The following is a 24,603-nucleotide window of genomic DNA, read 5'->3' on the forward strand; positions in this document are numbered from 1 at the left end:
AGGAAGAAACAATAAGTCAAAGGTATGATTCTCAATTTTCTGAAAGTGACATATAGTTAAGACGTTGTGAAAATATACATAACGGGAGAGTGGAAGGTTGAAGGTGAACAGGGTTTTGTCAATGGCGATGATTGCTGCAATGAGCTTAGGGTTATTTACAGCAGTACCAGCTTCAAGTGTAACGGCTGCCGACTCAGCAAAAGTGAAAGAACATGTGCATGGACAAGGTCCTTTTGACCTGGCTGTGGCCAACGAAGAGCGGCTTATCGAAATGCTGAAGAAGAACGGAGAGATTGATGAGAATGCTTCGGCTGAAGAAGCTGAACAGGGCCTGGAGGAATTTTTGAAAAAGAAATCAGAGGCTCTTAAAGAGATGGAGGACGACGGCGAATTAAATGAGGAAGAACTGAAGCTTGAAGAAGACGTTAAGGAAAAGCTTAAAAATGATAATAAAAATAAAGCCAAAGATAAATCGAAAAAAGGAAAGAAAAACATGGATTCCGTAGTGGAGGAAGAGTATGACGGCGATGTCCGGACAGATAACGTACTCGTGCTGTTAGTGGAATTCCCGGACTTCCAAGCGGATCAAATTAAGTCCGAGGATACGGATATGTATTATGACGAATATGTAAAAGAACACTATGAGGACATGATTTTTGGAGATGACGGATATGAGGGTCCTGGCGGAGAGAACCTCGTATCGATGAAGCAGTTCTATGAAGAGCAGACAAACGGAGCGTACACCGTGGAAGGGGAGGTCGCCGGCTGGTATGAAGCCGAACATCCAGCTGCGCATTATGGAGCCAACGTCCCTGCCCCGGATGGAAGTGACAAAGACCCACGCTCCCTTGTCAAAGAAGCATTAGCGGCAGCGGCAGCTGATCCTGACCTGGATTTATCACAATTTGACCAGGAAGATCGTTATGACCTCGATGGGGACGGTGATTACCGCGAACCGGACGGCCTGGTTGATCACCTCATGGTCGTTCATTCCGGTGTTGGAGAAGAGGCCGGCGGCGGGCAGTTAGAGGGGGATGCGATATGGTCGCACCGCTGGAACCTGGGCGGTGTATATGGAATTCCAGGATCACCGGAAGCAGAGGTAGATTACTGGGGTGGTGGTATGGCCGCTTATGATTACACAATCGAACCAGCCGATGGAGCTGCCGGCGTTTTCGCTCATGAGTATGCCCACGATCTCGGACTTCCCGACGAGTACGACACGCAGTATTCAGGCGAAGGGGAGCCGGTAGCCTACTGGTCGATCATGTCGAGCGGCAGCTGGGCCGGTGACATACCGGGAACTGAGCCGACCGGATTCAGCGCCTGGTCGAAGGAATACCTGCAGGCGGCTCACGGCGGCAACTGGCTGAAGTATGATGAAGTAGATCTCGAGGACATTGATAAAAAAGGGATGGAGGTTCTGCTTGATCAGGCCAATACGAAGGGCACCAATTTAGATGCGATGCGTATTAATCTTCCGGATAAAAAAACCGTCATAAATACGCCGTACAGCGGGAAGTACCAATATTTCAGCGGCAGCGGCGATGAACTGGATCACGCGGCTGAATTTAATGTCGACCTTACGAACGCTTCAGCAGGAGAACTTAAATTTAAAGCCTGGTACGACATCGAGACGGATTGGGATTATGGATCTGTAAAAGTGAGAGAGTCAGAATCAGATGAGTGGAATGCAGTTTCCGGAAACATTACGACAGATACAGACCCAAATGAGCAAAACCCGGGTCACGGCATCACTGGTAAATCTGGCGGCTGGGTCGACGCTGAGTTTGATTTAAGTGACTATGCCGGGAAGAATATAGAAGTGATGATTAACTACTGGACGGATGTAGCCGTCAGTCAGCCCGGATTGTACGTGGACGACATTCTCGTCACGGCTGAAGGAGCAGACACGGACCTGCTTTTTGATGATGCAGAAGGAGACCCTAAAGTGACGCTGAACGGGTTTACAAAAGATACCGGCATTAAAACCTCGGAGAATTATTATCTGCTGGAATGGCGGAACCATCAGGGGGTGGATGAAGGGCTCGGCAATATCCGCCGCGGAGCCAGCTTAATGTCCTATGACCCGGGACTCGTCATGTGGTATGCAGATAACACCTACAGCGATAACTGGACAGGTTTTCACCCTGGGGAAGGTTATTTAGGAGTAGTCGATGCGGATCAGAAGGGGATTTTCTGGGATGACGGAACGGCAGCTTCCACACGATTCCAGGTCCACGACGCTGCATTCAGTCTGCGGCATGATGAAAAAATGTTCATTGACTACCGTGACTCCCTTGGAGGTACTATTGAAGATAAGAATAAGCAGTTTGTGAAAAAATTCGATGACAGCAGGAACTACTCGAATAAAACGCTGCCGGATGCCGGACGGAATGTTCCGGATCACGGATTAAAAATAGAAGTAACTGGCGAAGCGAAGGACCGCTCAGTTGGGAAAGTCTCGATAAAAAGGGATTAAATTGAAAGAAGCATGGGAGCCGGGGGAGCTTCCATGCTTCTTTACTTGGAACTAGATAATGTCAAAGGAAGGGATGTAAATAAATCAAACAGGAATCCATTCAGAATAAGAGTAATGCCGAAAAACACACTAATTTTCTTCTCATGCATTCCCGTTAACTCCAATAGAAAAATCACGATGGCAAGACTGCCTATGTACTGCACGCTTCGTAACACATAGCTGTTTTCAAATATCGTAATGGAAGGAAAAAGTTGATAAATGCCCGATATTATTCCAAAGACGAAGATTATCATAGGAATTCGCAGCTTCCATTCCATCAAAAAAACTCCTTCATGCCTTATTGGTACGTCCCTCAGAAAAGAACGCTACGACTGTAATGATCAAACCGATAAGCCCAATAAATAATACCAGAAATCCATTTAGTACGCCTTCTCCCTGCAGCAGCAGTGCTGCTAACATAATAGAAAGTCCTAAAAGCATCGTTTTAACTGTCCAAATCATAGAAAACCTCCTTCGTATATTAAATTAACTATAACACTACCAGTTTCGCAAACCTTTGAACAGCCACATTAAGATCCGAAACGGCAGGATAAGGAGTTGAGGAAACCAGCTGAGCAAGTCCGCAAAGAATGTTCCCGGCGAAAGGTCTCCTTTCCTCCGTGCCCGCATAACTGTTCTTTTACTTTCCAACCATTCTTTCATGACGTTTCACTCCCGAATTATTGTTAGAACCCCCATGTTAAAACTATTCGTTTCAATCAGGATATGGTTTCAACCAAACTAAATCTAACAATTAATCTAAGAAAACAAGCAGAAGGACGAAGACGAAGTAAATCAAAAAAAGATAACCTGAACTCACCTCTTTATTTCGGTCGCCCAGCATCCGCCTAAGGAGTTTCCCTGCTCCAGTGAATAAGAGGGCCATACCTATTAAAAGAAAGATCGCAAGTAAAATATTCCATCTGAAACTATAGTCCAGACTATCTAACATGAAGTAGACGGAAATGACCGTAATCGGCGCAATTATTAAATTGGCAGTATCGTTACGATTATCTTCTTCTTTAAACCACTTGGAAACGTTGATCATTCTCCCCTCCTTTGTTAGTGTGACTGATCATATTCTTCAGCTTTAGATTGAAAATACGAAATACTTATCCATCCCATAATAGATAAAACCCCTACAATAATTGAAGCCCAGAAACCCATTAGCAAATCCTCCCTTAACTTTTTCTTACTTCGGATTTTACCATAAAATACCTTTTGATAAGGGCATAAGGTTACATTTTTTAAATCATATGTTACATATGGATGTAACTTAATTATTTTTCCTCCATTAATCTCGAAGCAGTTTACGAAACCGAAAGGAAATGAATATGGATTTATGAGTCAGATCTTATTTGTCAGTAGTGCTGTATTGCTGTTGATTATTATTGGGCAAGCTTATCAATTTAAAAAAATACTAAAAAAGCAGATGGAAGAAGGGCGGCGGTTGCCAGAAACGACGCTGGCAAAATTGGAAAAGAAGCTGGATATACTGAAGGTCCTCATACCCGTCATTAGTTTTCTAACTATTTTAGCCTTCTTCCTTCCTATCCTTTAAATACTACATATCTTCTCTACTGGAAAAAATTATGATAGTATGGCATTTAATCAAGAAAAGGAGGAAGCTGATGGAGATCCTCATCCTTGTATTTCTCTTAAGTCCGCTCATCTACGTTATGTTGAAACAGAAAACGCTGGCGTGGATTCATTTTGGTTTAACAGGTACGGCTTTTGCTTTGTGGGTAAGTTTAATGACAGGCTGGATAAGTGGAAGTGCGGGGAACATAGCGCTGATCACAGTGTTAGCTGCGGGAATGGCTATGACAGTAACCGGGGCTTCCATTCTGTTTTTAAGAAAGGGGGGATCTTTATTTCTGTTGGTACTCGTCTTCTTCATTACCGCAGGAGGGCTGGTGCTCTTTTTTGATACAGGTGAAAGGGGGTTACCTTACCTGATGAAAGTTCTTATATATTACTTTATTCCTGTGTTCTTCGCGTTACTGGCGGTGACGGGTCTTATTCAATACGAACGAAGGCATGTAGTTTCATAGTTAAATAAAGGAGATGGATAGATGAACAAAAGAATAATACTCGTCTTAACAGCTCTCACCCTGCTGCTCGCAGGCTGCGTGAAGGGTGACTTCGCTGTAAAAATTAATAAGGACGGCAGCGGTGTCAATACGATCACTCTAGGGGTGGAGGAAGAAACGTTCACGCAGTTTGGCGGAGATGAAGGTATGCTGGATGACACAACTGCGGATTTAGAAACGCAAGGCTATACAATAGAGGAGCTTGATGAAGAAGGCTACATAGGACTCCGAGCAACGAAAGAATTCGAAGATGCTGAGGAAATGGATTTTATACCGGATACTGAAAATATTGAAGAAGAAATGGATGCTTCCTCCACCGAGGAGGACATAGATTTCAATGTTGAAGAGGGTTTCTTTACGAACACGTATCGTTTTGAAGGGTCATTCGACCTTGGCGGTTCATTTGACCTGGGCGGGGTTGAGCAGATGGTCGCCAATCAGATGGATCTGACATTTACCCTTGCTCTGCCGATTGCGGCGAAGGAGCACAACGCTGATGAGGCAGATGGAAACGAGCTGACGTGGGAGATTAACCCGACAGGCAGTAATGACATTATGGTTGAAGCCGATGCGCCGAACGTGAGGAATATCATCATCACTGGCGCCGCCGTGCTCGTGCTCATTGGTGCGGGGATTTTTCTATATAGAAGGAAACGGAAGAAAAGAGGGTTAGGATGACTTTATTAACGAATAAATACTTTATCAGTGCTTCTATTGTAATCACAGCTTTGCTGCTTGCGGGCAGCTTTATATTGTTGACGAACTATTATTTTAACACGAAGGAGATCAATTCATTTACTTCGCAGTGCTATGACCATGGAGGACAGGTCCTTCTTGAAATCCATAATAATTTCACTAATGACTATTCGTTTGAATGTAAAAGATAAGAAAATATTGACAAAAGAAGCTGCCCTGGCGTATAAATAAGACATACCATTCTGCAGTTATGGTATCTAAAAGGAGATTGTTTTATGAGTGTGTATGTTCTTAACTAATACGTAATCGTATAATCCTTGCTCGTTCCAAAAACACCTGATTGCCGGGTGCTCTTTGTGTTGAACGAAAGCAGGGGTAGTTAAGAACAGGCATACCCGGAGATCAAAGGGAGAACTGTGACGCGCCTGTCGTAGTTCTTTTTTTGTATCTTTACACTGCAGAATGGTTGGTTGATGAGCCACAGCAGGGAGGAGTGTATCCGCCTGCTGTGGTTTTTTGTATGTAAAAATTCATAAATGAAGGAGATTTTCCATTGAATAAACAAGCAATTCACAAATTAGGGTTTGATCAAATCGTGAAAGAGATCAGCTCTTATGCGTTAACGAATATAGGGAAACAAACGATTCAAGAATTGGAACCAATGACGGAGCGAAGGCGGATCGAGCGGTCGTTTCAGGAGATTAAAGAAGCGGCTGCAATTCTTACCATTAATTCAAGCGTACCGATTTACTCGCTTGATTCCGTCACTCGGTCTTTAGAGGAAGGAGAGAAAGGGAGGTACATCCGCGTGGAGGCCCTGAGCCGGATGATCGAATTTCTCGATCACTGCCGTAAGCTGAAAAGGTTTATGGATGATAAAGGATATGCGGCTCCGACGATTTCCGTTTACGTCGATTCCATGGCGGACCTCACAGAGCTTGAAGAAGAGCTGCGGCGCTGCATTAAAAATGGTCAGGTTGATGACTATGCTTCAAAAGCGCTGCTGAAGCTTCGCAGAGATCTGCAGCAGGAGCAGACAAAGCTGAGAAACCGGGCGCAGGAGCTTTTGAAAAAACGTTCTTCCGTCCTGCAGGAGCAGATGATTGTTGAGAAAAACGGAAGGCTCACCCTTCCGGTCAAAAGAGAGCACCGCCAAAAGGTGAAGGGGGCCGTGATGGATCAGTCGTCTTCAGGGGCCACGCTGTTTGTCGAGCCCGCGGAGCTTGCGGATCGACAGGCGGCCATCGAGCAGCTGAAGCTGTCCGAGCAGCACGAAGTCGAGCAGGTTATGTACTATTTAACCGGCCTTGTCCTTGAGCATAAGCCGGCGATCCAAATCGCGATTGACGTTATGCACCAGTACGATGTGATTTTTGCTAAAGCGAAATACGCCCGGGAGATCGGCGCTCATCCCCCTCAGTTAAATGAAGAGAACGTCATATCGCTCGTCGATGCCCGTCACCCGCAGCTCGGTCACGAAGCGGTGCCTTTAACGATTACCATGCAGGAAGAGGACCAGGCATTAATGATTACAGGGCCGAATACCGGAGGAAAAACCGTCACACTGAAAACGACCGGCCTGCTGACGATGATGGCCCAGGCCGGATTGTGGATTCCGGCAAGCGCGGAGTCGAGCGTAATGATTTATGACGACATCTTTTGCGATATTGGCGACGGGCAGAGCATCGAAGCCAACTTAAGTACATTCAGCTCAAGACTTGTCAACATTATTGACATTCTCCGGAAGGCGGGCCCGAACACACTGGCTTTAATTGATGAGATCGGATCAGGAACGGAGCCGAATGAAGGCATGGGTCTGGCGCAGGCGATTTTAGAGCAGCTTGTTGAGAAAAAAGCGAAGCTGATGGTGACGACGCATTTTACCGAAATGAAAGAGCTTGCGAACAAACGTGATGATTTTATCAATGGCTCGATGTCGTTTGATTTAGAGACGCTGCAGCCGACGTATCGCCTCGTGATCGGTGAAGCAGGAGAGAGCCAGGCTTTTCAAATCGCATTGAAGCTCGGGCTGCATCCTACGATCATTGAGCGGGCACATGAAGTCACCTATCAGGAAAAAGAAAGCTATTCAGTAGAGGAGTCCCTTTTGAAGAGCAATGAAATGAAACAGCAAATCATCGTGAACCGTTATGTAAAAAAGAAACACGCCGCTCCTAAGCAGACCTCTGCCACCCTTTTTAACATGGGCGACAACGTGAAGGTGAAATCGACAGGAGAAACAGCGATCGTTTATAAAGGGCCGGATGAGAATGGTGACTATATCGTACAGCAGAAAGGAGAAAAGCTGAAGATCAATCATAAGCGGCTGGAGCTGTATATTGCGGCGGAAGAACTGTACCCGGCGGATTATGATTTTGATATTATTTTTAAATCCAAGGAATACCGTAAAGTGACGAAGCAGCTGGATCGCCGGCATGTTGATGGACTGACGATTGAAGAAGAGGATCCTAAGCTTTAATTAAAAACCAGCATGCGATGAAAATAAGCAGAAAGATTCCGACGCCAAGCAGACTGTAGCCATACCCTTTCCATTCGGAGACGTGTTCCCCTTTCCAACGCTTAAGGTCTGGATAAATGAGCCCGATCCCCCAGAGGGAGAGAGTGCCGATCATCATTAAGAACGCAATGAGAATTTCCATATGTTCACTTCCTTTGTTAATAAATAGACAAATGAATGGAAAGTAAAACATAATATTCTGAAAATGCCTATTGACTTTATCCCGTACCTTGTGTATATTATTTACAATTATAGAAAAGCCAAGAAGAGGACATGGGTTATGTGCAGCGGTTAAAAGAGAGGGGAGATAAGGTGAGAGCTCCCTAACCAGCCGTAGATAGCTTACCACCTCGGAGCTGTGCTGGGGAATCGTGAGTAACCAGCATCGTCATCGCAGCGTTATTGCGCCAATGAAGCGGTACCGGTTGATCGGTATCATTTGGGTGGAACCACGGGTTATGTTACCAACGCACTCGTCCCTTTTTATAAGGGATGGGTGCGTTTTTTAATGAAAAAATACATAGCTATGATAAGGACAATAGTGATTCTGACCGGTTAACAGAGAGGGGTGGGGGCTGAGATCACCCTGACGCAGGAGAATCGCTTACCGCCTTGGAGCTGCACTGGTGAAGGAATAGTATTCAGTGCCGTCTTAACGACGATATCGTTAGTAACGAAGCCGCTTCGTCTCAAGTATGGGCGAGCGGGAATCTGGGTGGAACCACGGGTAGGACACACACTCGTCCCTGTTTAGGGATAGTGTGTGTTTTTTATTTTGAGGCTTAGTTAAGCCGATTTCAAAAGGAGTGTTCCACATGAACGAAGAGAAAGTGCTTGTTAAGTTCCCTGATGGAAGCCAAAAAGGTTATCCGATGGGGGTGAGTCTTGAGGAAATCGCCGGCTCGATTAGTTCGAGTTTGAAAAAGAAATCCGTGGTCGGCAAAGTGAACGGGGAACTGTATGATTTGAAGCGCGGCATCAGCCACGACGCAGAGATCGAATTGTTTGACCTCGATTCGGCTGAAGGTGTGGAAGTTATGAGGCACTCAGCCGCGCACTTACTGGCTCAGGCTGTCAGACGTTTATATGGCGACGTTCATTTAGGTGTCGGGCCGGTGGTGGACAATGGATTTTACTATGATATCGATTTCGTACAATCTCTGCCAGTGGATGAGCTGCCCCGAATCGAAAAAGTGATGAAAAAAATTATTGCGGAAAATCTTGAAATTCGCAGGGAGCAACTTTCACGCAGGGAAGCGGAAATTCTTTTTGCTGATGATCCGTTGAAGCTTGAGCTGCTGGAGAGCATTCCCGTGGATGAAGCGGTATCGGTTTACCGACAGGGGGAATTCGTAGACTTGTGCCGGGGACCTCACGTACCGTCGACTAAGTATATTAAAGCATTCCGATTAACGCACGTGTCCGGTGCTTACTGGAGAGGGAACAGTGATAATCAAATGCTGCAGCGCATTTATGGTGCCGCGTTTGGCTCGGTCTCTGAATTGGAGGAGTATTTTCATTTTCTCGAGGAAGCGAAGCAAAGAGATCATAGGAAGCTGGGCCGTCAGCTTGATCTGTTTATGTTTTCTGAAGAAGCTCCGGGGATGCCCTTTTATTTGCCGAACGGGCAGGTGCTTCGCAATGAGCTCGAAGCCTATTTAAGAAAAGTCCAGCACCTGTATGATTATCAGGAGGTGCGTACTCCCATTATGATGAATCAGCGGCTGTGGGAGCAGTCGGGTCACTGGGATCATTATAAGGAGAACATGTATTTTTCAAAGGTGGACGATCAGAGCTTTGCGCTGAAACCGATGAACTGCCCGGGCCACATGATGATCTTTAAAGATCAGCTTCATTCTTATCGTGACCTGCCGATCAGGATGGCAGAATTCGGTCAGGTGCACCGTCACGAGTTCAGCGGTGCGTTAAATGGACTCCTCAGGGTTCGTACATTCTGTCAGGATGATGCTCATATTTTTGCGGCAGAAGCCCAGGTGGAGCAGGAGGTTAAGGCGGCTCTGCAATTGATTGATGAAGTCTACAGCACGTTCGGTTTTCAATACAGCTTTGAGCTTTCCACTCGTCCGGAAGATTATATGGGAGATAGCGTACTTTGGGATCAGGCTGAACAGTCACTGAAAAACGTGCTTCGCAATTTGAATTACAGCTATAGCATAAATGAAGGAGACGGTGCTTTTTATGGTCCTAAAATTGATATTCATATAAAAGATGCCCTCAATCGAAGCCACCAGTGTGCGACAGTTCAACTGGACTTTCAAATGCCGGAGAAATTTGACCTTTCTTATGTAAACGAGCGTAATGAAAAAGTGCGTCCTGTCATTATTCACCGTGCAGTATTTGGGTCGATCGACCGGTTTCTCGGTATTTTGATCGAGCATTTCGGCGGAGCTTTTCCCGTCTGGCTCGCTCCTGTTCAAGTGAAGGTGATCGGTGTATCAAACGAAGCTCATTCTGGATACGTCGAAAAAGTAAAAGATCAGCTGAAGAGGGAAGGGATCCGCGCAGAAGCCGATGTTAGAGAAGAGAAGCTCGGCTATAAAATACGGGAGGCCCAAATGAATAAAGTTCCTTATGTGCTTGTAGTTGGCGATCAAGAGATGGATTCGCAGACAGTGAATGTAAGGAAATACGGTCAGAAAGAATCTGAGACTCTCAGGTTAGATGAATTCATACACGCAGCTGATCAGAAAATCACTGCTAGAAGTCTAAAACTCTAAGCATCCCGCGGTTAGTTCCATTAGGAGCTGACCGTTTTTTATTGTCCTTATAGAATTCCAAACTGTGGATATTTTTATAGAGCGATATCCAGCTCCAGCGCCCAGACACTCACGCTTTTTTATGGGAAAAATTAGATTGCTTTTTCATGAGAAAAGGCTTACAATAAAAACATAATATCAGGTCATCTGATGACCTTACTTCTAAAAGAAGATTAAGTGCTGGAGGGGTACTGTATGCTGTTGCTGGTAGCGTTTAGTGCAATTATTACACCTTTTATTTTTCTTGTTCTTTTACGAATGTCGGCTAAGAAGGGAATGTTCTTCAGTGCGCTCATTGTGCTTGCCTTAGCGTTTACCGTATGGGGAGTGGATGCGCGTGTGATTGCTGCTTCTGTTCTTGAAGGCGCTCACAAAACGATGACGATTCTGCTTATATTATTCGGTGCGATTGTTCTATTAAATACGCTGCGGCGGACAGGTGCTGTTGACCGAATTAATCAGGGTTTCCGCAGCATCTCTACGGACATGCGTGTTCAAGTCATTATTGTTGCCTTTTTGTTCGGTTCGTTAATTGAAGGAGCATCAGGATTTGGCACGCCTGCTGCGGTTACGGGTCCGTTAATGGTGGCTCTTGGCTTTACTCCGATGGCAGCTGCGGCTCTTGCTTTAATCGCGGATAGTTCAGCGGTATCTTATGGAGCGGTAGGGACACCGATTCAAGTGGGATTAAGCAATCTACCTGACGCCGGGACTGCATTCTATAAAGAGATTGGTGCTCAAGTAGCGTTTCTTGATTTATTCATTGGTTCGTTCGTTCCATTTGTATTAGTCGTTGTTCTAACACTGTTTTTTGGCAAAGGGAAAGGGTGGAAAGATTCATTCGAATTGTTTCCTTGGGCTTTTTTGGTCGGTATTTCATATACTTCTTCCGCGTGGCTGTATGCGACGTTGTTCGGACACGAATTTGTAGCGATTTTAGCTTCATTGACTGCTCTTGTTGTCTCAACTGTGACAGCAAGCAAGGGGTTCCTGCTGCCGAAAAGCAATTGGCAGGACGCCCTTGCAGAGGACGCGGAAGAAGTGAGCGAGACGTCTTCCATGTCATTAGTAACAGCGTGGTCACCTTATTTAATTATTGTCGTCTTGCTGCTGGTCACACGCATAATTCCAGTAGTTAAAGATGCAGCGATGTCGTGGGTTGATCTAACATGGACGAATATCCTTGGTGTAGAAGACATTACTTCGGAGTGGCAAGTCCTTTATTCTCCGGGGACAGTACTTGTTGCGGCTGCAATTCTAGCGGTTGTTATTCAGCGGGCCTCCTTCCAGCATTTTGTAAAAGCTTCAAAAGAGTCTGTTCAATCGATGAAAGATGCAGCACTTGCGCTTGTAGCCACGCTTGCACTTGTTCAAGTATTCACAAATTCTGGCATCAATGCTCAGGATCTAGCGAGCATGCCAGAGTATATCGCGCAGACTCTGGCGGGAAGCTTTGGACCGATGTGGATTTTTGTCGCCCCATTCCTCGGGGAGCTGGGGGCTTTCATTACAGGAAGTGCGACGGTTTCCCAGCTGACGTTTTCTCCGATCCAATATAATATCGCCCAAGCGACAAGTCTTGACACCAATACGGTTCTTTCTCTTCAGGTGATCGGCGCTTCAGCGGGGAATATGATCTGTGTGCATAACGTAGTAGCTGCAGGAGCAGTGGTCGGACTTTCTGGAAAAGAAGGTGATATTATTCGAAAGACACTGGGGCCGGCTCTTCTCTATGGAGCGGCAGCCGGAATCGCAGCCTGGGTGATAAGCTTGTTCATGTAATTTTTCTATACTGCCGTTCCTTGTTTTTTCCAGTCTAAGAGCCTACAATATAGTAAAACAGGTCATCTGATGACCTAACTAAAGTGTAAGAGAGGTCATAGCTGTGGAATACAAACCCGTTCGTTCGAAAAAGATTTATGAGCAAGTTGCTGATGCCCTGCTTGAATCATTAAAACAGGGGGACTTAAGGTCAGGAGACAAGCTCGACAGTGTAGAACATTTAGCGAAAAGCTTCAACGTCGGGCGTTCGGCCATTCGGGAAGCGTTGAGTGCTTTACGGGCGATGGGCATTCTCGAAATGCGCCAGGGGGAAGGAACCTACGTCAAAGCGTTTGATGCGTCCAGGTTTTCTCTTCCTGTTTCGGTGGCATTTTTGATGAGACGTGAGGATGTGAAAGATTTGCTTGAAGTACGTCACGTCCTTGAAGTTGGGGCAGCAGGTCTGGCTGCGCTTCACTGCACAGACGAAGACTTGCAGCCGATGGAGGACGCCCTTCTTGCGATGGAAGAAGCGAAAGGAAACGGCGAGCTCGGGGATGAGGCTGATCTTGAATTTCATGTCGCACTTGTTCAGGGAACGCATAATCAAATGTTTATCCACCTGATGAAAAGTGTGGCCGATATTATGGTTCAGGCGATGCGGGAAACGCGAAAGCTGCTTCATACGAAAGAGGGGACGGAACGGCTGTTAGAAGAGCACCGACAGATTTTCACTGCGGTAGCCGGGCGTAATGAGCAGGAGGCGAAAGACGCGATGTATAAGCACTTAAGCCATGTCGAAGCATCCTTAAAACAGTATTTAAAAATCTAACTTAAGAATGGGAGAGGGACGGGGATGAGAGTATCTTTGTTCATAACTTGTTTGTGTGACACACTGACACCGGATGTCGGGAAGGATACTGTGCAGCTGCTGGAACGGTTTGGCTGTGAAGTTGATTTTCCGCAGGGGCAGACGTGCTGCGGTCAGCCGGCTTATAACAGCGGTTACGTTAAGGAATCAAAGCAGGCGATGAAGCAGATGATTAGAGCTTTTGAAGATAGCGAGTATGTCGTGGGCCCATCGGGATCGTGTGTACACATGCTGAAGGAATATCCGAAGGTACTGCACGATGAGCCTGAATGGAAGGAACGCGCGGAAGCTCTCGTTCATAAAACATATGAGCTGTCACAGTTTCTCGTCGATGTGCTTGACGTTAAAGACGTCGGCTCGACTTTTCAAGGAAAAGCAACGTATCACCCTTCCTGTCATATGACCCGCCTGCTCGGGGTCAAAGATGCTCCGCGAATTTTACTGGAGAATGTCAAAGGACTTGAAATCATCGACCTTCCTTTAAAAGAAGACTGCTGCGGGTTTGGCGGAACGTTTGCCGTAAAAAATGCAGCCGTTTCTGAACAGATGGTCCATGAAAAAGCTGAACACATCAGTGAAACGAAAGCTGAATACTTAATTGGCGGAGATATGGGCTGTCTTATGAATATGGGCGGACGTTTAAGGCGGAACGATGAAGATGTTAAAGTGCTGCACATTGCACAGGTGCTGAACAGTCAATAAGAAAGGGGCGGAAAGATGAGCATAAAAATTGGAAAGAAGACGTATGCAGAACGGATTCAAGCCGGTATTGACAATGCATTTATGCGACAGGCTGTTTCTTCAGCCCAGGGACGGTTCCGATCGGGACGTCTTAAAGCAGCAGAAGATCTTGGCGACTGGGAGGAATGGCGTACACGTGGAGAAGAAATCCGAAGTCACACGATGGAAAATCTGGATTACTATTTGCACCAGCTGAGTGAACAGGTAGAAAAGCGCGGCGGCACGGTATACTTTGCGAAAACGGCCGAGGAAGCGAATCAATACGTTCAGAAAATTGCCCGGGAAAAAGAAGCAAAGAAAGTCGTTAAATCGAAATCAATGGTGACGGAAGAAATCGGACTGAATGAAGCGTTGGAAGAAAGCGGGTGTGAGGTGGTTGAATCTGATTTAGGAGAATGGATCCTTCAGCTGGATGAAGATCCGCCTTCTCATATTGTCACTCCCGCCCTGCACAAAAACAAAGAGCAAATCCGCGAAACGTTTGCGGAGAAGAAAGGCTATACAGGGTCGGATCAGCCCGAGGCGCTCGCCGCGTTTGCGCGCGAACAACTGCGTCAGGATTTTCTGTCGGCTGATATTGGTGTTACGGGCTGTAATTTTGCCGTGGCTGAATCTGGAGCTGTCACGCTCGTCACGAATGAAGGCAATGCCCGTATGGTTACATCACTTCCCGATACGCACATTTCCGTCATGGGGATGGAGCGGATTGTCCCGACGTGGGAAGAACTTGAAGTCGTGGTGAGTCTGCTGACCCGGGCGGCTGTCGGCCAGAAATTGACCAGCTATATTACGGCGCTGACAGGCACAAGGCTGGAAAGCGAAGTAGATGGACCTGAAGATTTCCACCTCGTCATCGTGGATAATGGACGTTCGAAAATTCTCGGCACGGAGTTTCAGTCAGCACTGCACTGTATTCGCTGTGCGGCCTGTATTAATGCCTGTCCGGTTTACCGCCACGTCGGCGGTCACTCGTACGGCTCCATTTACCCGGGGCCGATCGGAGCGGTGCTTACTCCATTGCTCGACGGCTATGAGGATCATAAAGATCTGCCTTACGCCTCAACGCTGTGTGCCGCCTGCACCGAAGCCTGTCCAGTAAAAATCCCGCTCCACGAGCATTTGATCCGCCACCGGGAAATCATTGTGGAACGCGAGAATATGGGGTCAAAAGCAGAAGGCGTCATGATGAAGGGGTATGCCAAATGGGCCTCCACTTCGGCGGCCTACAAGCTGAGTACCAAAATGGCGCATACTGCCTTAAAGCCATGGACAGAGGATGACTACATCTCAAACGGGCCGGGACCGCTCAAAGGATGGACAGACTCGCGGGACTTTCCTGCTCCTGCCCGTCAGAGCTTCCGCAGCTGGTACAAACAACGGGAGAAGAGGAGGAATGACGGATGACCATTCATCATCGCGAAAGCTTTTTAAATAATATCGCTGACCAGCTCGGTCGACCTCGCCGTACAGAGGTTGAACCTCCGGAATATTCAGTTCAGCCTCAGGACCGCGTGCTTGCCGGAGCCACCGCTGATGAACTGGTCGATGTGCTGGATAAACAGTGCGAAGTCATTCATACGAATCTGGAAAAAGCGACAGTAGAAACTCTGCCGGAAGTGCTGCGTACCGTACTTGAAGGATATGATGTTCGTTCGATTGCTGCCGCCGCAGGTCCGCGTAATGAAGTGAGCGGTCTTGACGAATTTTACAATCGCTTAACCGGTGAAGGGTATGAAGTTCACGTATGGGATGAGCATGAAGGCCGCCATAATGTGGAATTTGCCGAACGTGCCGGCGCCGGCATCGTCTTCAGCGATTTAACACTCGCCGAATCAGGCACCGTGACGTTATTTAACGACCGCTTCAACGGCCGGTCGATCAGCCTGCTGCCGGAAACGTTCATCGCCATCGTACCGAAAAGAACGATTGTACCGCGGATGACACAGGCAGGGCGGCTGATTCACGCGGAGGAAAGTAAGGGAAACCCGGTCTCTTCCTGCGTCAGCTTCGTCACGGGTCCGAGCAACAGTGCTGATATTGAAATGAACTTGATTGTCGGCGTTCACGGCCCGGTCAAAGCGACGTATATCGTCGTCGAAGATATGTAAATGGTGTGTGTTCGCCCATAAAACAGGGATAATCGCCCATAAGCTAAGATATTCGCTCACAAATCCAAATAAACGCCCATAAAAAAGATCAGCCGCCGCTGCTTCCGCGAAGGCTGATCTTTTTAATCGTTCAAAATACTATCTTCTAACACTTCCGACTTGTCTCCGTAAACTTTCACGATATGACCTTCCCCCCACGCACAGAGAGAGTCGAGAATACTTTGCAGACTCCACCCATACTCGCTCAGCTCATATTCTACTTTCGGCGGCACCTGATTATAAATGATTCGATGGATGACGCCGTCTTCCTCGAGCTCCCGCAGCTGCTGGGTAAGCATTTTCTGGGTAATGTTCGGCATCAGACGTTTAAGCTCACTCGTGCGTTTCTTTCCATAAGTGAGGTGGCAGAGAATAACACACTTCCACTTCCCGCCGATCACTTCAAGCGTCGCCTCCACGCCGATATTGTATTTCTTCTTATCCATTATTTTTCCTCCTACACTATAGGCACTTAAAAGTATCTATAATACATTAAGGTGTCTATAGAACTTTAAAGTGCGTACTTCCTTTTATTTCAACTATAGATCATAATAACATTTGCCGGCTTGAAAATATATATTTTTTAAAGAAAGAAGGGTGATGTTGATGGAGAAGAAACGAAGTCTCTTAGGGCTTCTCGCGTTAGCGGTTAGTGCGTTTGCGATCGGTACGACAGAATTTATCAGTGTCGGCCTCCTGCCTCTCATTTCGGAGGATTTGAATATATCAGTAAAAACAGCAGGACTGACGGTATCACTCTATGCGCTTGGAGTTACCTTCGGTGCGCCGATTCTGACTTCACTTGCCTCAACGATGTCGAGAAAGTCTTTATTATTATGGATTATGGTTGTTTTTATAATCGGAAATAGTTTGGCGGCCAGTGCTGCAAGTGTAGAGGTGCTGCTGATTGCACGTGTGATTTCAGCGTTTTCCCACGGGGTGTTTATGTCGATAGGGTCAACGATTGCGGCAGGCTTAGTGCCGGAAAATAAACGGGCGAGCGCCATTTCAATTATGTTTACAGGACTCACAGTAGCGACAGTTACAGGAGTTCCGTTTGGCACCTTTCTCGGCCAGCAATTCGGGTGGAGAATGGCTTTCTTAACCATTGTTGGAATAGGAATTATTTCGTTGGCTGCCAACAGTATGCTTATTCCATCCGGATTGAAAAAAGGAGCACGCACTCATTTGCGTGATCAGGTGAAGCTGATTACGAATGGAAGATTGCTGCTCGTTTTCACAATTACAGCCTTAGGCTACGGAGGAACTTTTGTAGCATTTACGTATTTATCGCCATTATTGCAGGAGGTCACAGGCTTTACGGCCAACACAGTCACAGTGATCCTGCTCGTCTATGGAATTGCTATTGCGATCGGTAACATGACAGGTGGGCGGTTAGCGGATCATCATCCGGTTCGCGCCTTGTTTTTCATGTTTATCATTCAGGCGGTTGTTCTGTTTACGGTTTCGCTGACAGCGCCATTTAAAGTGGCGGGTTTACTAACCATCGTACTCATGGGATTATTTGCATTTATGAACGTGCCCGGGCTGCAAGTATATGTTGTCACCCTGGCGGAGCGGTTTGTTCCGAGTGCCGTCGATGTAGCGTCAGCCATTAATATCGCTGCCTTTAACGCAGGGATTGCCATTGGCTCTTACGTAGGTGGAACCATTACGGATTCAATTGGACTGATTCACACCGGCTGGATCGGCGGAGTTATGGTTACATTTGCCGTCATTCTCACAGGGTGGAGCTTACGAATGGAGAACATTGATCGGGCTCAAAAGCCTTTTATAGAAGAAAAAGCTTGCTAATTTTGAAGGAGGAAATGAAATGAACAAACATTTACAGGATACAACGACGTTATCAAATGGAGTAAAGATGCCGGGGCTTGGTCTCGGAGTATTTAAGGTAGAGGAAGGTCCGGTGCTTGTAGAAGCGGTGAAATCTGCACTGCGCCATGGTTACCGCAGCATCGATACTGCTGCTATTTATGACAATGAAGCTGGAGTCGGCAAGGGCATTGCCGAAGGGCTTGATGAAACAGGCATCGACCGCAGCGATCTTTTCGTTACTTCGAAGGTGTGGAATGATGATCTGGGCTATGATTCCACCATCCGGGCCTTAGAAACGAGTCTTGAGAAGCTTGGTCTTGAGTATTTAGATCTTTATTTAATCCACTGGCCGGTCGAAGGGAAGTATAAAGATGCGTGGCGGGCGCTTGAGACCTTATACAAGCAGGGTAAAGTCAAAGCCATCGGCGTGAGTAATTTTCACAATTCTCATTTAGAGGAGCTGTTGAAGAACGCTGAAATTAAACCTATGGTAAATCAAGTCGAGCTGCATCCAAGGCTGACTCAAAAAGAGCTTCAAGCCTACTGTCAGTCTCATAATATTCAGCTTGAAGCCTGGTCACCGCTCATGCAGGGAGAAATTTTACAAAATGAAACGCTGCTAGAGCTGGCTGTTAAATATGATAAAACAGCTGCACAAATCATTGTACGCTGGAACCTGCAGAATGAGGTGGTGGTCATTCCTAAATCCACCAAAGAACACCGGATCATTTCGAATGCTGACGTGTATGATTTCACTCTTTCGGATGCTGATATGAGAAGAATCGATGAGCTGAACCAGAACCATCGCGTCGGCCCAGACCCGGATAACTTTGACTTCTAATTGAAAAAAGCGATCGACGGCTTCATCAGCGTCGATCGCTTTTTGTTAGTAAAAATAAGGATAGGGACGATACGGCTGATAGTGCACCTGCTGCTGATAAGGCATCATCTGCGGCCTGTCACAATCAGCATAAGGACCGATGTAAGTGCTCGGTTTCACAGGGCTGGTCGTTTCCTTCCACTGCTTTTCGTCCATACAATACGTATGTGCCATTACGTTCGCCGGCGTAAATTTTAATATATCTGAACCGAGAATCACTTCAGGTGTATCTGCATCGAATATAGCCAGTAAGTGGGTGTTTTCCTTAGTCGCTGTCTCGTAATGCCACCAGCCTTGTGGCACGTTCGCTACCTGCCCGGGCGTAATTGAGAAATTAAGTATCTCCTTCGTAAATGGATTTAATATCGAAACTACGGCAGCTCCGGAAATACAATAAACCAATTCAGCGGCATTCTGATGATAGTGTGGCTCAACGACATTGCCGGGACTCATGAAAATATCCAGCAGGGATGAGTTTTGCAGGGTGTTCAACTGCTGAATACCGAGAATGTTAATGTAGTTCTGCTTATCCTTTATAAAAAGCGGACTTTGATTTACATCAAACGTAAACTGGGCCGAAGGAGATGTGTAATCAACGGAAGAGCTCATATTCGTTTCCTCGCCTTACAAAAATTTTTAAAAAGCTGCTTTAGTGAAACCTTACTTGTATTTTTACTAGATCCTGCACGCTTCCATCCTTCGCGCTTCTTGTATACACCCAAATCTCTCCTGAAGAAGCCGGGGGTTCTTGTTCAAAGCTCATCGCAACAGAGAAAGTACCGTAAGAAGGACCCCCGGCTGAAGTCTGAACCGCCGTTTCAGGGATGATCGTGCGCCCGCTGCTGTCCAGCACCTGATAGAGAATACTGCCCTCAAAAGCACGCGCATAACCGCTTAACGTCTGGCCGCTGCGCACTTTTGCTCCTGGAAATGGCCTCATTACCAGGATGTTGGTGGAGGAGGGATACGGAATAACAAGCTGATAGCCGGGAACAATCACATCAGCGGAAAGACCCGGTCTGCGGCGGTTTGCTTGCAGAAGAGTGGTCAATGTGTATCCGAACTGCTGCGAGATGGAGTTTAACGTATCGCCCTGCTCCACTTCATATATAAAACCGGGGACACGGAGAACCTGACCGATGTAAATGAAATTCGGATGCTGAATCTCAGGGTTCAACCCCTGGAGTATATCTATGTTCGTGTAGTAATCGCGGGCGATTTGATAAAGGGTGTCTCCCCGGCTGATGATTTGGTTTACTTGATTATCATGAAAAACGGGAACGACAAGCATCTGGCCAGGATAAATGAGGTCGGGTTCAGTAAAAGGCGGATAGAGCGCATTGGCCCTCTCAATCAGAGGGATCTGACTTCCAAGTCCTGTGGCAATGGAATATAGCGTATCTCTAGCCTGAACTGGATAAAGGATAAAAGAACGATCAACAACGCTCATATGCTTCACTCCTCACAAATTACAGAGCCTATGCTTCATCGTATTCGAGTTGCCGTGGAGGGTGAGTAAGGAGTCTAATTCCATAAAAAAACAGCCGCTCTGGTTAGAATCGGCTGTTTACGGTTTTAAAATCAAGGCCTCCAGTGCAGGATCATCTTCAGCAAACCCGACGGCCGCGAAGGTGTAGACCTGATTTGGATTAAGTGAGATATTCAGAAGGTGAAGAACGACGTTATTCGTTCCGGCCGCACGTACTTCCAAATCAGCTGTTGTTGGTGGAAGAGCCACATAGCGTGTAGATTTACCAAAAGGAACGTTGCGGAAGAGGACATCTCCACCTTTTACAGCAACGTCCACCTCAGGAGCATCAGGGGATAAGTGCCAGAACCTTACTTTAGCCCGTCCGGGTGAAACTCCTTCACTGTCGATCGCTGCTATAAGCTCCAGTTCATCAAGTCTTCCCGCGGCCGCCACAGTATACATTCTGCCAGGATCGATCTCTATCATCTGGGACAGGACTGGTCTATTAGACTCTCCTTCAGGGAAAATATCAATTTGATATTGCCCGCCTGGAACACTTAAATAATCGCTTTGCTCTTCATAAGAAAACCCTTCTAACACCTTTTGACCGTTAACGTATGCATCCACAGACGGGGCATCAGGGGAAGCGTGCAGCACCCGCACCATTGCGTTATCGTTCATCCCCATCATGTTATGCCGCTGACTGTCATTGATAAGCTGTTGCATGGTCTCTAAATGTTTTTGATAATAATAGATATGTCTATTTGGATCGATATACTTGTAGTAATCAGCCAATAAATCATACTGGGCCGCTTGTTGAGCTAATTGGTTCGTGTTTCGCTCATTCATCCTTTTTCTCCTCTCCATCGAAGTACCATCAATAGCCTATTCGATGTTGAGAAAAAGTAGAACTGTTGATTATTCACTGCTGCGTGAAGAAGGGAGAGTGAACATCTGCCCAATGGAGCGGGTGATGATACCGAAGCAGAGGGCAACAATGACGCTGAGCATGAGGTTCTCCGTAAACGCCATTCCCACTTGATAACCAACAGCGATCATGACCCCCATTATAAAGCCGACCAACATTTTTTGAATCTTCTTTTCCTTCATAGTCAAAGCTCCTTCTCATCTTGTTTGTACAAGCTTTGCCATGATGAAAGGTGAACATACATGCTTGACCACTCTCATAATTGAGGAACTGATCGTTTTTTTAAACTGGAGCGGGTCCCCCGGCCTCCTCTTATTCACACCCCCTTCAACCAATGTGCCCAATAGACACACAGGTCCGGTGAAGTCCTTTTGTGTTACTATTTAATAAGATCGTTTGAAAAGGTTATATATTTTCTCATTGACTTGATTTAAATAAATGGTATTTTTAACTAGTGTTTCACGTGAAACATTTTTCATCTGTTAATAAAGAGAGTACGGGTCTCTAGGAAAGAAAGGTTTACTAGAATGAAATTACTAAAGATCATTATTCAGATTGCCGTGCTGTACGGCATTTATTTTTTAGGAGAAGGAATAAGGTCATTACTGAATATACCAATCCCGGGAAGTATTATCGGACTCCTTCTGTTGTTTACCGCTTTGTCGCTCCGAATAATTCCGGTGGAATGGATTGAAAATGGCGCCCGGTTTATTCTCGTATATCTGCCTTTGTTCTTTATACCAGCCACAGTGGGCGTTATTAACTATCCGGATTTTCTATCCTGGACGGGGGTCTTACTTGCCGGTATTGTCAGCTTAAGCACGCTTGCAACGATGACGGCTGCAGGTATGGTTAGTCAATATTTTCAAAATAAAAGAAAGGAAGTTCATTAGCATGCTGGCCATTACTATGTTTCTATTAACCATTGGTGTGTTCCTGCTGATGACCCGCCTTTATGCACGGTTATACCATCCATTATTTGTTCCTGTACTTACGTCAACCGTCGTCATTTCTTCGGTTCTTATCCTGTTTCAAATTCCTTATGAGACGTACATGACTGGAGGCGGGTGGATTGATTCCATGCTGGGACCTGCGGTCGTAGCGCTTGCCTATCCGATTTTCCGCCAGAAGGACGTCATTAAGGCTCATATGGTGCCCATTTTACTGGGGGTGCTGGCCGGCTTATGTACGGCACTGCTGACAGGGGTTTGGTTTGCTAAACTATTCGGAATCGACCGCACGGTTAGTTTAACCATGGTGCCTAAATCATTAACGACCCCGGTAGCGATCCCTGTCTCTGATCAAATAGGAGGTATTCCTTCAATGACGATTGTTTTTACAATGATAGCGGGCTTTACAGGAATCGTTCTAGGTCCTCTGCTGTTGAGATTAATAAAAGTCGATCAGCCGCTCGGCAGAGGAATGGCCTTTGGGAGTGCTTCCCATGCGCTGGGCACATCTAAGGCTTTTGAATATGGAGAGGAATCAGCTTCGATGAGCTCGGTGGCGATGAGCTTAAGCGCGGTGTTTGGTTCTGTGATCGGTCCATTATTTGTATGGCTGTTTCATATATAGAATGTTGGAAAGGTGGAGGGCTGCTGCATGATTTATATTTGGGTAGGAGCTGCAGGCTTCATGGGAGCTGTACTGAGATATGCACTAGGTGTTCTGTTCTATGATGCAGATGCCTTTTTTCCTTTTTCTACTTTGACGGCTAATTTAACAGGAAGCTTCCTGCTGGCATGGTTTACTTTTGAATTGATTCATCGATTTTCCCTTTCCAAAGCAACCAAATCCGCTATTGGCACAGGGTTCATTGGATCGTTCACCACATTTTCCACTTTGAGTGTGGAGACAGTCACCTTAATGAACCAGGGAAGTGTGCTTCTTGCTTCTGTTTATGTACTGGTCAGTATTATAGGGGGGCTCATTTTATCCCACCTGGGTTATTCTTTAGGAGCAAGGAGGCGGGCAGGATGAGTCTGATATCGATCGTGTTAGTAGGTGTAGGAGGGTTCATAGGGGCTGTCCTTAGGTTTGCAGTCAGCGAACACGTCAAACAAAACTACTCCTTTAAGCTTCCTGCCGCCACATTATTTGTGAATCTATCAGGGTCCTTCCTGTTAGGTTTACTTACTGCTCTGGAGACAGCTGAACCGATAAGTCTTCTTTTCGGAGTCGGAATGCTCGGGGCATTTACTACGTTTTCCACCTTTAAATTAGAGGGTATTCAGCTTCGGGTAGATAAGGAGAGGAAGCAGTTCCTTCTTTATAATGTGATAAGCTATGGCGGTGGTATATTTCTTGCGTTTATAGGAATCATACTTGGACGGTTGCTGTAAAAAGTGCTGTTAGGTTTTACAAAAAACTCCTAAAAGTAACTAGCTGCGTCCTTATTTAATTCCTTTCTTTTCTTCTCAGTGTTATCAATTAAATCGGATGTTCCTTCTGTTGATTCAGCTTGCTGCTTCCCCACAGCGGCAACTTCTTCAATAGAAGCTGAAGTCTCGTCCATTGAGATTTGAATGTTCGTGAGGGTGGTACTGATCTTTTCAGTAGAAGCCGCCGTCTCGTTAGAAAGCTTCCTAATTTCGTCAGCTGCTGCTTCAAAGCCTCTTCCTGTATCTCCGTCACGTGCTGCTTCAATCAGCTGGGTTTAAGCCTGATAAATTGGTCTGGTCTCCAATTAATACTTCATCCGCTTCCTTTGATTACGGGTGCAAATTGTCACCTTGCCTCAGATCATCCTTCAGCACTACCCCCAGCCTGTTGTGAGTGAGCTCACAATTTGGTCTGAAATCCGCATTAATTCTCATTCTTTTTGTTCCTCCAGCTGAATCGCAAAGGTTCCTGCCACTCGACCTGCTGCACAAATCAGGTTAGCCAGCCCGGTGAAAGGAAGTCCAAAAAACTCCGGATCTACTTAGGTGAGGATCAGTTATTCTGATCGCATTCTGCCAGAGGTTGTCTAGTGTTAATTTTTAGCCCCGACTTCACTCCAATTATTTATTCTGATCATTAGCGGTTATCACTACGAGTTTGAAACATTTCATGTATCTAATATAATAATTTGGATACAATTTTTTACAAAAATGTAGACAACATAACATTAGGATTTCGGAAGTTATATTATCGTCATATCGGGTAAATACAAAAAACGGGGGTGTTAGTATAAATATTTATGATTTAGAAGAACAAGTGGAGCTTCTGAGAAAAGCAATGCAGGAGCTTTATTTAGACAATCCTCAAGACCCCCGGTTAGTAAAAATCTCTCAATCTTTAGATGAACTATTAAATGAATTAGACCGTCAAAGGAAAACAGGATGAGCACATTAGTTTATAGTGTCTTGAGGGATTAGGGGA

General features: G+C 46.1%; 30 protein-coding genes. 19 read left to right on the top strand and 11 right to left on the bottom strand.

Features of this window, described 5'->3' with window-relative positions:
• The first annotated feature begins 97 nt into the window (after positions 1 to 97).
• Entirely contained in the window at positions 98 to 2,482 is a 2,385-nt protein-coding gene (locus LF822_RS09495) for an immune inhibitor A domain-containing protein (RefSeq protein ID WP_371925869.1), read from the top strand.
• 41 nt (positions 2,483 to 2,523) lie between these two features.
• On the opposite strand, the gene LF822_RS09500 is transcribed toward LF822_RS09495, so the two are convergent.
• The 4 genes from LF822_RS09500 to LF822_RS09515 form a co-directional block, all read right to left on the bottom strand.
• The gene (locus LF822_RS09500) at positions 2,524 to 2,799 is read right to left on the bottom strand and encodes a hypothetical protein (protein ID WP_253923795.1); all 276 of its coding nucleotides are present in this window, start codon (positions 2,797 to 2,799) and stop codon (positions 2,524 to 2,526) included.
• A 13-nt stretch (positions 2,800 to 2,812) separates the two neighbouring features.
• Positions 2,813 to 2,983, bottom strand: coding sequence for a hypothetical protein (locus tag LF822_RS09505; protein ID WP_253923796.1), 171 nt, complete (start codon positions 2,981 to 2,983; stop codon positions 2,813 to 2,815).
• Between the two features lie 36 nt (positions 2,984 to 3,019).
• Complete coding sequence (locus tag LF822_RS09510; protein WP_253923797.1) at positions 3,020 to 3,184, bottom strand: hypothetical protein; 165 nt, start codon at positions 3,182 to 3,184, stop codon at positions 3,020 to 3,022.
• A gap of 91 nt (positions 3,185 to 3,275) precedes the next feature.
• The gene (locus LF822_RS09515; protein WP_253923798.1) at positions 3,276 to 3,569 is read right to left on the bottom strand and encodes a hypothetical protein; all 294 of its coding nucleotides are present in this window, start codon (positions 3,567 to 3,569) and stop codon (positions 3,276 to 3,278) included.
• Positions 3,570 to 3,863: 294 nt separating this feature from the next.
• On the opposite strand from LF822_RS09515, the gene LF822_RS09520 reads away from it, so the two are divergent.
• The 5 genes from LF822_RS09520 to LF822_RS09540 all read left to right on the top strand — a co-directional run bounded on the left by LF822_RS09520 (position 3,864) and on the right by LF822_RS09540 (position 7,789).
• Positions 3,864 to 4,082 carry a hypothetical protein gene (locus LF822_RS09520; protein WP_253923799.1) on the top strand — a complete coding sequence of 73 codons (219 nt, stop codon included), beginning with the start codon at positions 3,864 to 3,866 and terminating at the stop codon, positions 4,080 to 4,082.
• 70 nt (positions 4,083 to 4,152) lie between these two features.
• Positions 4,153 to 4,575 carry a hypothetical protein gene (locus LF822_RS09525; RefSeq protein ID WP_253923800.1) on the top strand — a complete coding sequence of 141 codons (423 nt, stop codon included), beginning with the start codon at positions 4,153 to 4,155 and terminating at the stop codon, positions 4,573 to 4,575.
• Between the two features lie 21 nt (positions 4,576 to 4,596).
• Complete coding sequence (locus LF822_RS09530; protein WP_253923801.1) at positions 4,597 to 5,292, top strand: LPXTG cell wall anchor domain-containing protein; 696 nt, start codon at positions 4,597 to 4,599, stop codon at positions 5,290 to 5,292.
• Positions 5,289 to 5,501, top strand: coding sequence for a hypothetical protein (locus LF822_RS09535; protein WP_253923802.1), 213 nt, complete (start codon positions 5,289 to 5,291; stop codon positions 5,499 to 5,501). Before LF822_RS09530 ends, LF822_RS09535 begins: the two co-directional genes overlap by 4 nt.
• Before the next feature lie 362 nt (positions 5,502 to 5,863).
• Positions 5,864 to 7,789 carry an endonuclease MutS2 gene (locus LF822_RS09540; RefSeq protein ID WP_253923803.1) on the top strand — a complete coding sequence of 642 codons (1,926 nt, stop codon included), beginning with the start codon at positions 5,864 to 5,866 and terminating at the stop codon, positions 7,787 to 7,789.
• Here LF822_RS09540 and LF822_RS09545 read toward each other — a convergent pair.
• Positions 7,779 to 7,970, bottom strand: a complete 192-nt coding sequence (locus LF822_RS09545) for a hypothetical protein (RefSeq protein WP_253923804.1) — start codon at positions 7,968 to 7,970, stop codon at positions 7,779 to 7,781. The two genes, LF822_RS09540 and LF822_RS09545, sit on opposite strands and share 11 nt — an antisense overlap.
• 673 nt (positions 7,971 to 8,643) lie before the next feature.
• Here LF822_RS09545 and thrS point away from each other — a divergent pair.
• The 6 genes from thrS (at position 8,644) to LF822_RS09575 (ending at position 16,086) form a co-directional block, all read left to right on the top strand.
• Positions 8,644 to 10,566: a threonine--tRNA ligase gene (thrS, locus tag LF822_RS09550; RefSeq protein ID WP_253923805.1), complete on the top strand. Its 1,923-nt coding sequence runs from the start codon at positions 8,644 to 8,646 to the stop codon at positions 10,564 to 10,566.
• A 234-nt stretch (positions 10,567 to 10,800) separates the two neighbouring features.
• Positions 10,801 to 12,387: an L-lactate permease gene (locus LF822_RS09555; protein WP_253923806.1), complete on the top strand. Its 1,587-nt coding sequence runs from the start codon at positions 10,801 to 10,803 to the stop codon at positions 12,385 to 12,387.
• A gap of 103 nt (positions 12,388 to 12,490) precedes the next feature.
• A complete protein-coding gene (locus tag LF822_RS09560; protein WP_371925870.1) occupies positions 12,491 to 13,198 on the top strand; it encodes a FadR/GntR family transcriptional regulator in 708 nt (235 codons plus the stop codon).
• Positions 13,199 to 13,222: 24 nt separating this feature from the next.
• Positions 13,223 to 13,939 (top strand): (Fe-S)-binding protein, encoded by a 717-nt coding sequence (locus LF822_RS09565; protein ID WP_253923807.1) that lies wholly within the window; start codon positions 13,223 to 13,225, stop codon positions 13,937 to 13,939.
• A gap of 15 nt (positions 13,940 to 13,954) precedes the next feature.
• A complete protein-coding gene (locus LF822_RS09570) occupies positions 13,955 to 15,382 on the top strand; it encodes a LutB/LldF family L-lactate oxidation iron-sulfur protein (protein WP_253923808.1) in 1,428 nt (475 codons plus the stop codon).
• Positions 15,379 to 16,086 carry a LutC/YkgG family protein gene (locus LF822_RS09575; RefSeq protein WP_253923809.1) on the top strand — a complete coding sequence of 236 codons (708 nt, stop codon included), beginning with the start codon at positions 15,379 to 15,381 and terminating at the stop codon, positions 16,084 to 16,086. Before LF822_RS09570 ends, LF822_RS09575 begins: the two co-directional genes overlap by 4 nt.
• Before the next feature lie 122 nt (positions 16,087 to 16,208).
• Here the strand turns inward: LF822_RS09575 and LF822_RS09580 are convergent, their stop codons facing one another.
• Positions 16,209 to 16,571: a winged helix-turn-helix transcriptional regulator gene (locus LF822_RS09580; RefSeq protein WP_253923810.1), complete on the bottom strand. Its 363-nt coding sequence runs from the start codon at positions 16,569 to 16,571 to the stop codon at positions 16,209 to 16,211.
• Between the two features lie 154 nt (positions 16,572 to 16,725).
• Between LF822_RS09580 and LF822_RS09585 the strand changes: the two genes are divergently transcribed.
• Together LF822_RS09585 and LF822_RS09590 are read left to right on the top strand one after the other, a co-directional pair.
• Positions 16,726 to 17,940 (top strand): MFS transporter, encoded by a 1,215-nt coding sequence (locus LF822_RS09585; RefSeq protein WP_253923811.1) that lies wholly within the window; start codon positions 16,726 to 16,728, stop codon positions 17,938 to 17,940.
• A gap of 19 nt (positions 17,941 to 17,959) precedes the next feature.
• Complete coding sequence (locus LF822_RS09590; protein ID WP_253923812.1) at positions 17,960 to 18,802, top strand: aldo/keto reductase; 843 nt, start codon at positions 17,960 to 17,962, stop codon at positions 18,800 to 18,802.
• 45 nt (positions 18,803 to 18,847) lie between these two features.
• Here LF822_RS09590 and LF822_RS09595 read toward each other — a convergent pair whose 3' ends face one another.
• The 4 genes from LF822_RS09595 to LF822_RS09610 form a co-directional block, all read right to left on the bottom strand.
• Positions 18,848 to 19,450 (bottom strand): cupin domain-containing protein, encoded by a 603-nt coding sequence (locus LF822_RS09595; protein WP_253923813.1) that lies wholly within the window; start codon positions 19,448 to 19,450, stop codon positions 18,848 to 18,850.
• A gap of 40 nt (positions 19,451 to 19,490) precedes the next feature.
• On the bottom strand, positions 19,491 to 20,291 hold the full coding sequence (locus LF822_RS09600) for a LysM peptidoglycan-binding domain-containing protein (RefSeq protein WP_253923814.1): 801 nt from the start codon (positions 20,289 to 20,291) through the stop codon (positions 19,491 to 19,493).
• 117 nt (positions 20,292 to 20,408) lie between these two features.
• Positions 20,409 to 21,161: a DUF4397 domain-containing protein gene (locus tag LF822_RS09605; protein WP_253923815.1), complete on the bottom strand. Its 753-nt coding sequence runs from the start codon at positions 21,159 to 21,161 to the stop codon at positions 20,409 to 20,411.
• Positions 21,162 to 21,230: 69 nt separating this feature from the next.
• The gene (locus tag LF822_RS09610) at positions 21,231 to 21,422 is read right to left on the bottom strand and encodes a hypothetical protein (RefSeq protein ID WP_253923816.1); all 192 of its coding nucleotides are present in this window, start codon (positions 21,420 to 21,422) and stop codon (positions 21,231 to 21,233) included.
• Between the two features lie 345 nt (positions 21,423 to 21,767).
• Between LF822_RS09610 and LF822_RS09615 the strand changes: the two genes are divergently transcribed.
• The 4 genes from LF822_RS09615 to crcB are packed head-to-tail and all read left to right on the top strand — an operon-like array spanning position 21,768 to position 23,582.
• Positions 21,768 to 22,133 carry a CidA/LrgA family protein gene (locus tag LF822_RS09615; RefSeq protein ID WP_253923817.1) on the top strand — a complete coding sequence of 122 codons (366 nt, stop codon included), beginning with the start codon at positions 21,768 to 21,770 and terminating at the stop codon, positions 22,131 to 22,133.
• 1 nt (position 22,134) lies between these two features.
• A complete protein-coding gene (locus LF822_RS09620; RefSeq protein WP_253923818.1) occupies positions 22,135 to 22,815 on the top strand; it encodes an LrgB family protein in 681 nt (226 codons plus the stop codon).
• A gap of 27 nt (positions 22,816 to 22,842) precedes the next feature.
• Entirely contained in the window at positions 22,843 to 23,220 is a 378-nt protein-coding gene (locus tag LF822_RS09625; protein ID WP_253923819.1) for a fluoride efflux transporter FluC, read from the top strand.
• Entirely contained in the window at positions 23,217 to 23,582 is a 366-nt protein-coding gene (gene crcB / locus LF822_RS09630) for a fluoride efflux transporter CrcB (RefSeq protein WP_253923820.1), read from the top strand. The genes LF822_RS09625 and crcB overlap by 4 nt, the downstream gene beginning before the upstream one ends.
• 29 nt (positions 23,583 to 23,611) lie before the next feature.
• Here the strand turns inward: crcB and LF822_RS09635 are convergent, their stop codons facing one another.
• Positions 23,612 to 23,890, bottom strand: a complete 279-nt coding sequence (locus tag LF822_RS09635) for a methyl-accepting chemotaxis protein (protein WP_305881979.1) — start codon at positions 23,888 to 23,890, stop codon at positions 23,612 to 23,614.
• Between the two features lie 548 nt (positions 23,891 to 24,438).
• Between LF822_RS09635 and LF822_RS09640 the strand changes: the two genes are divergently transcribed.
• A complete protein-coding gene (locus tag LF822_RS09640; RefSeq protein ID WP_371925871.1) occupies positions 24,439 to 24,567 on the top strand; it encodes a Spo0E family sporulation regulatory protein-aspartic acid phosphatase in 129 nt (42 codons plus the stop codon).
• Positions 24,568 to 24,603: the final 36 nt, after the last annotated feature.

It is taken from the genome of Halobacillus sp. A5, assembly GCF_024189315.1.
Taxonomy (GTDB): domain Bacteria; phylum Bacillota; class Bacilli; order Bacillales; family Halobacillaceae; genus Halobacillus_A.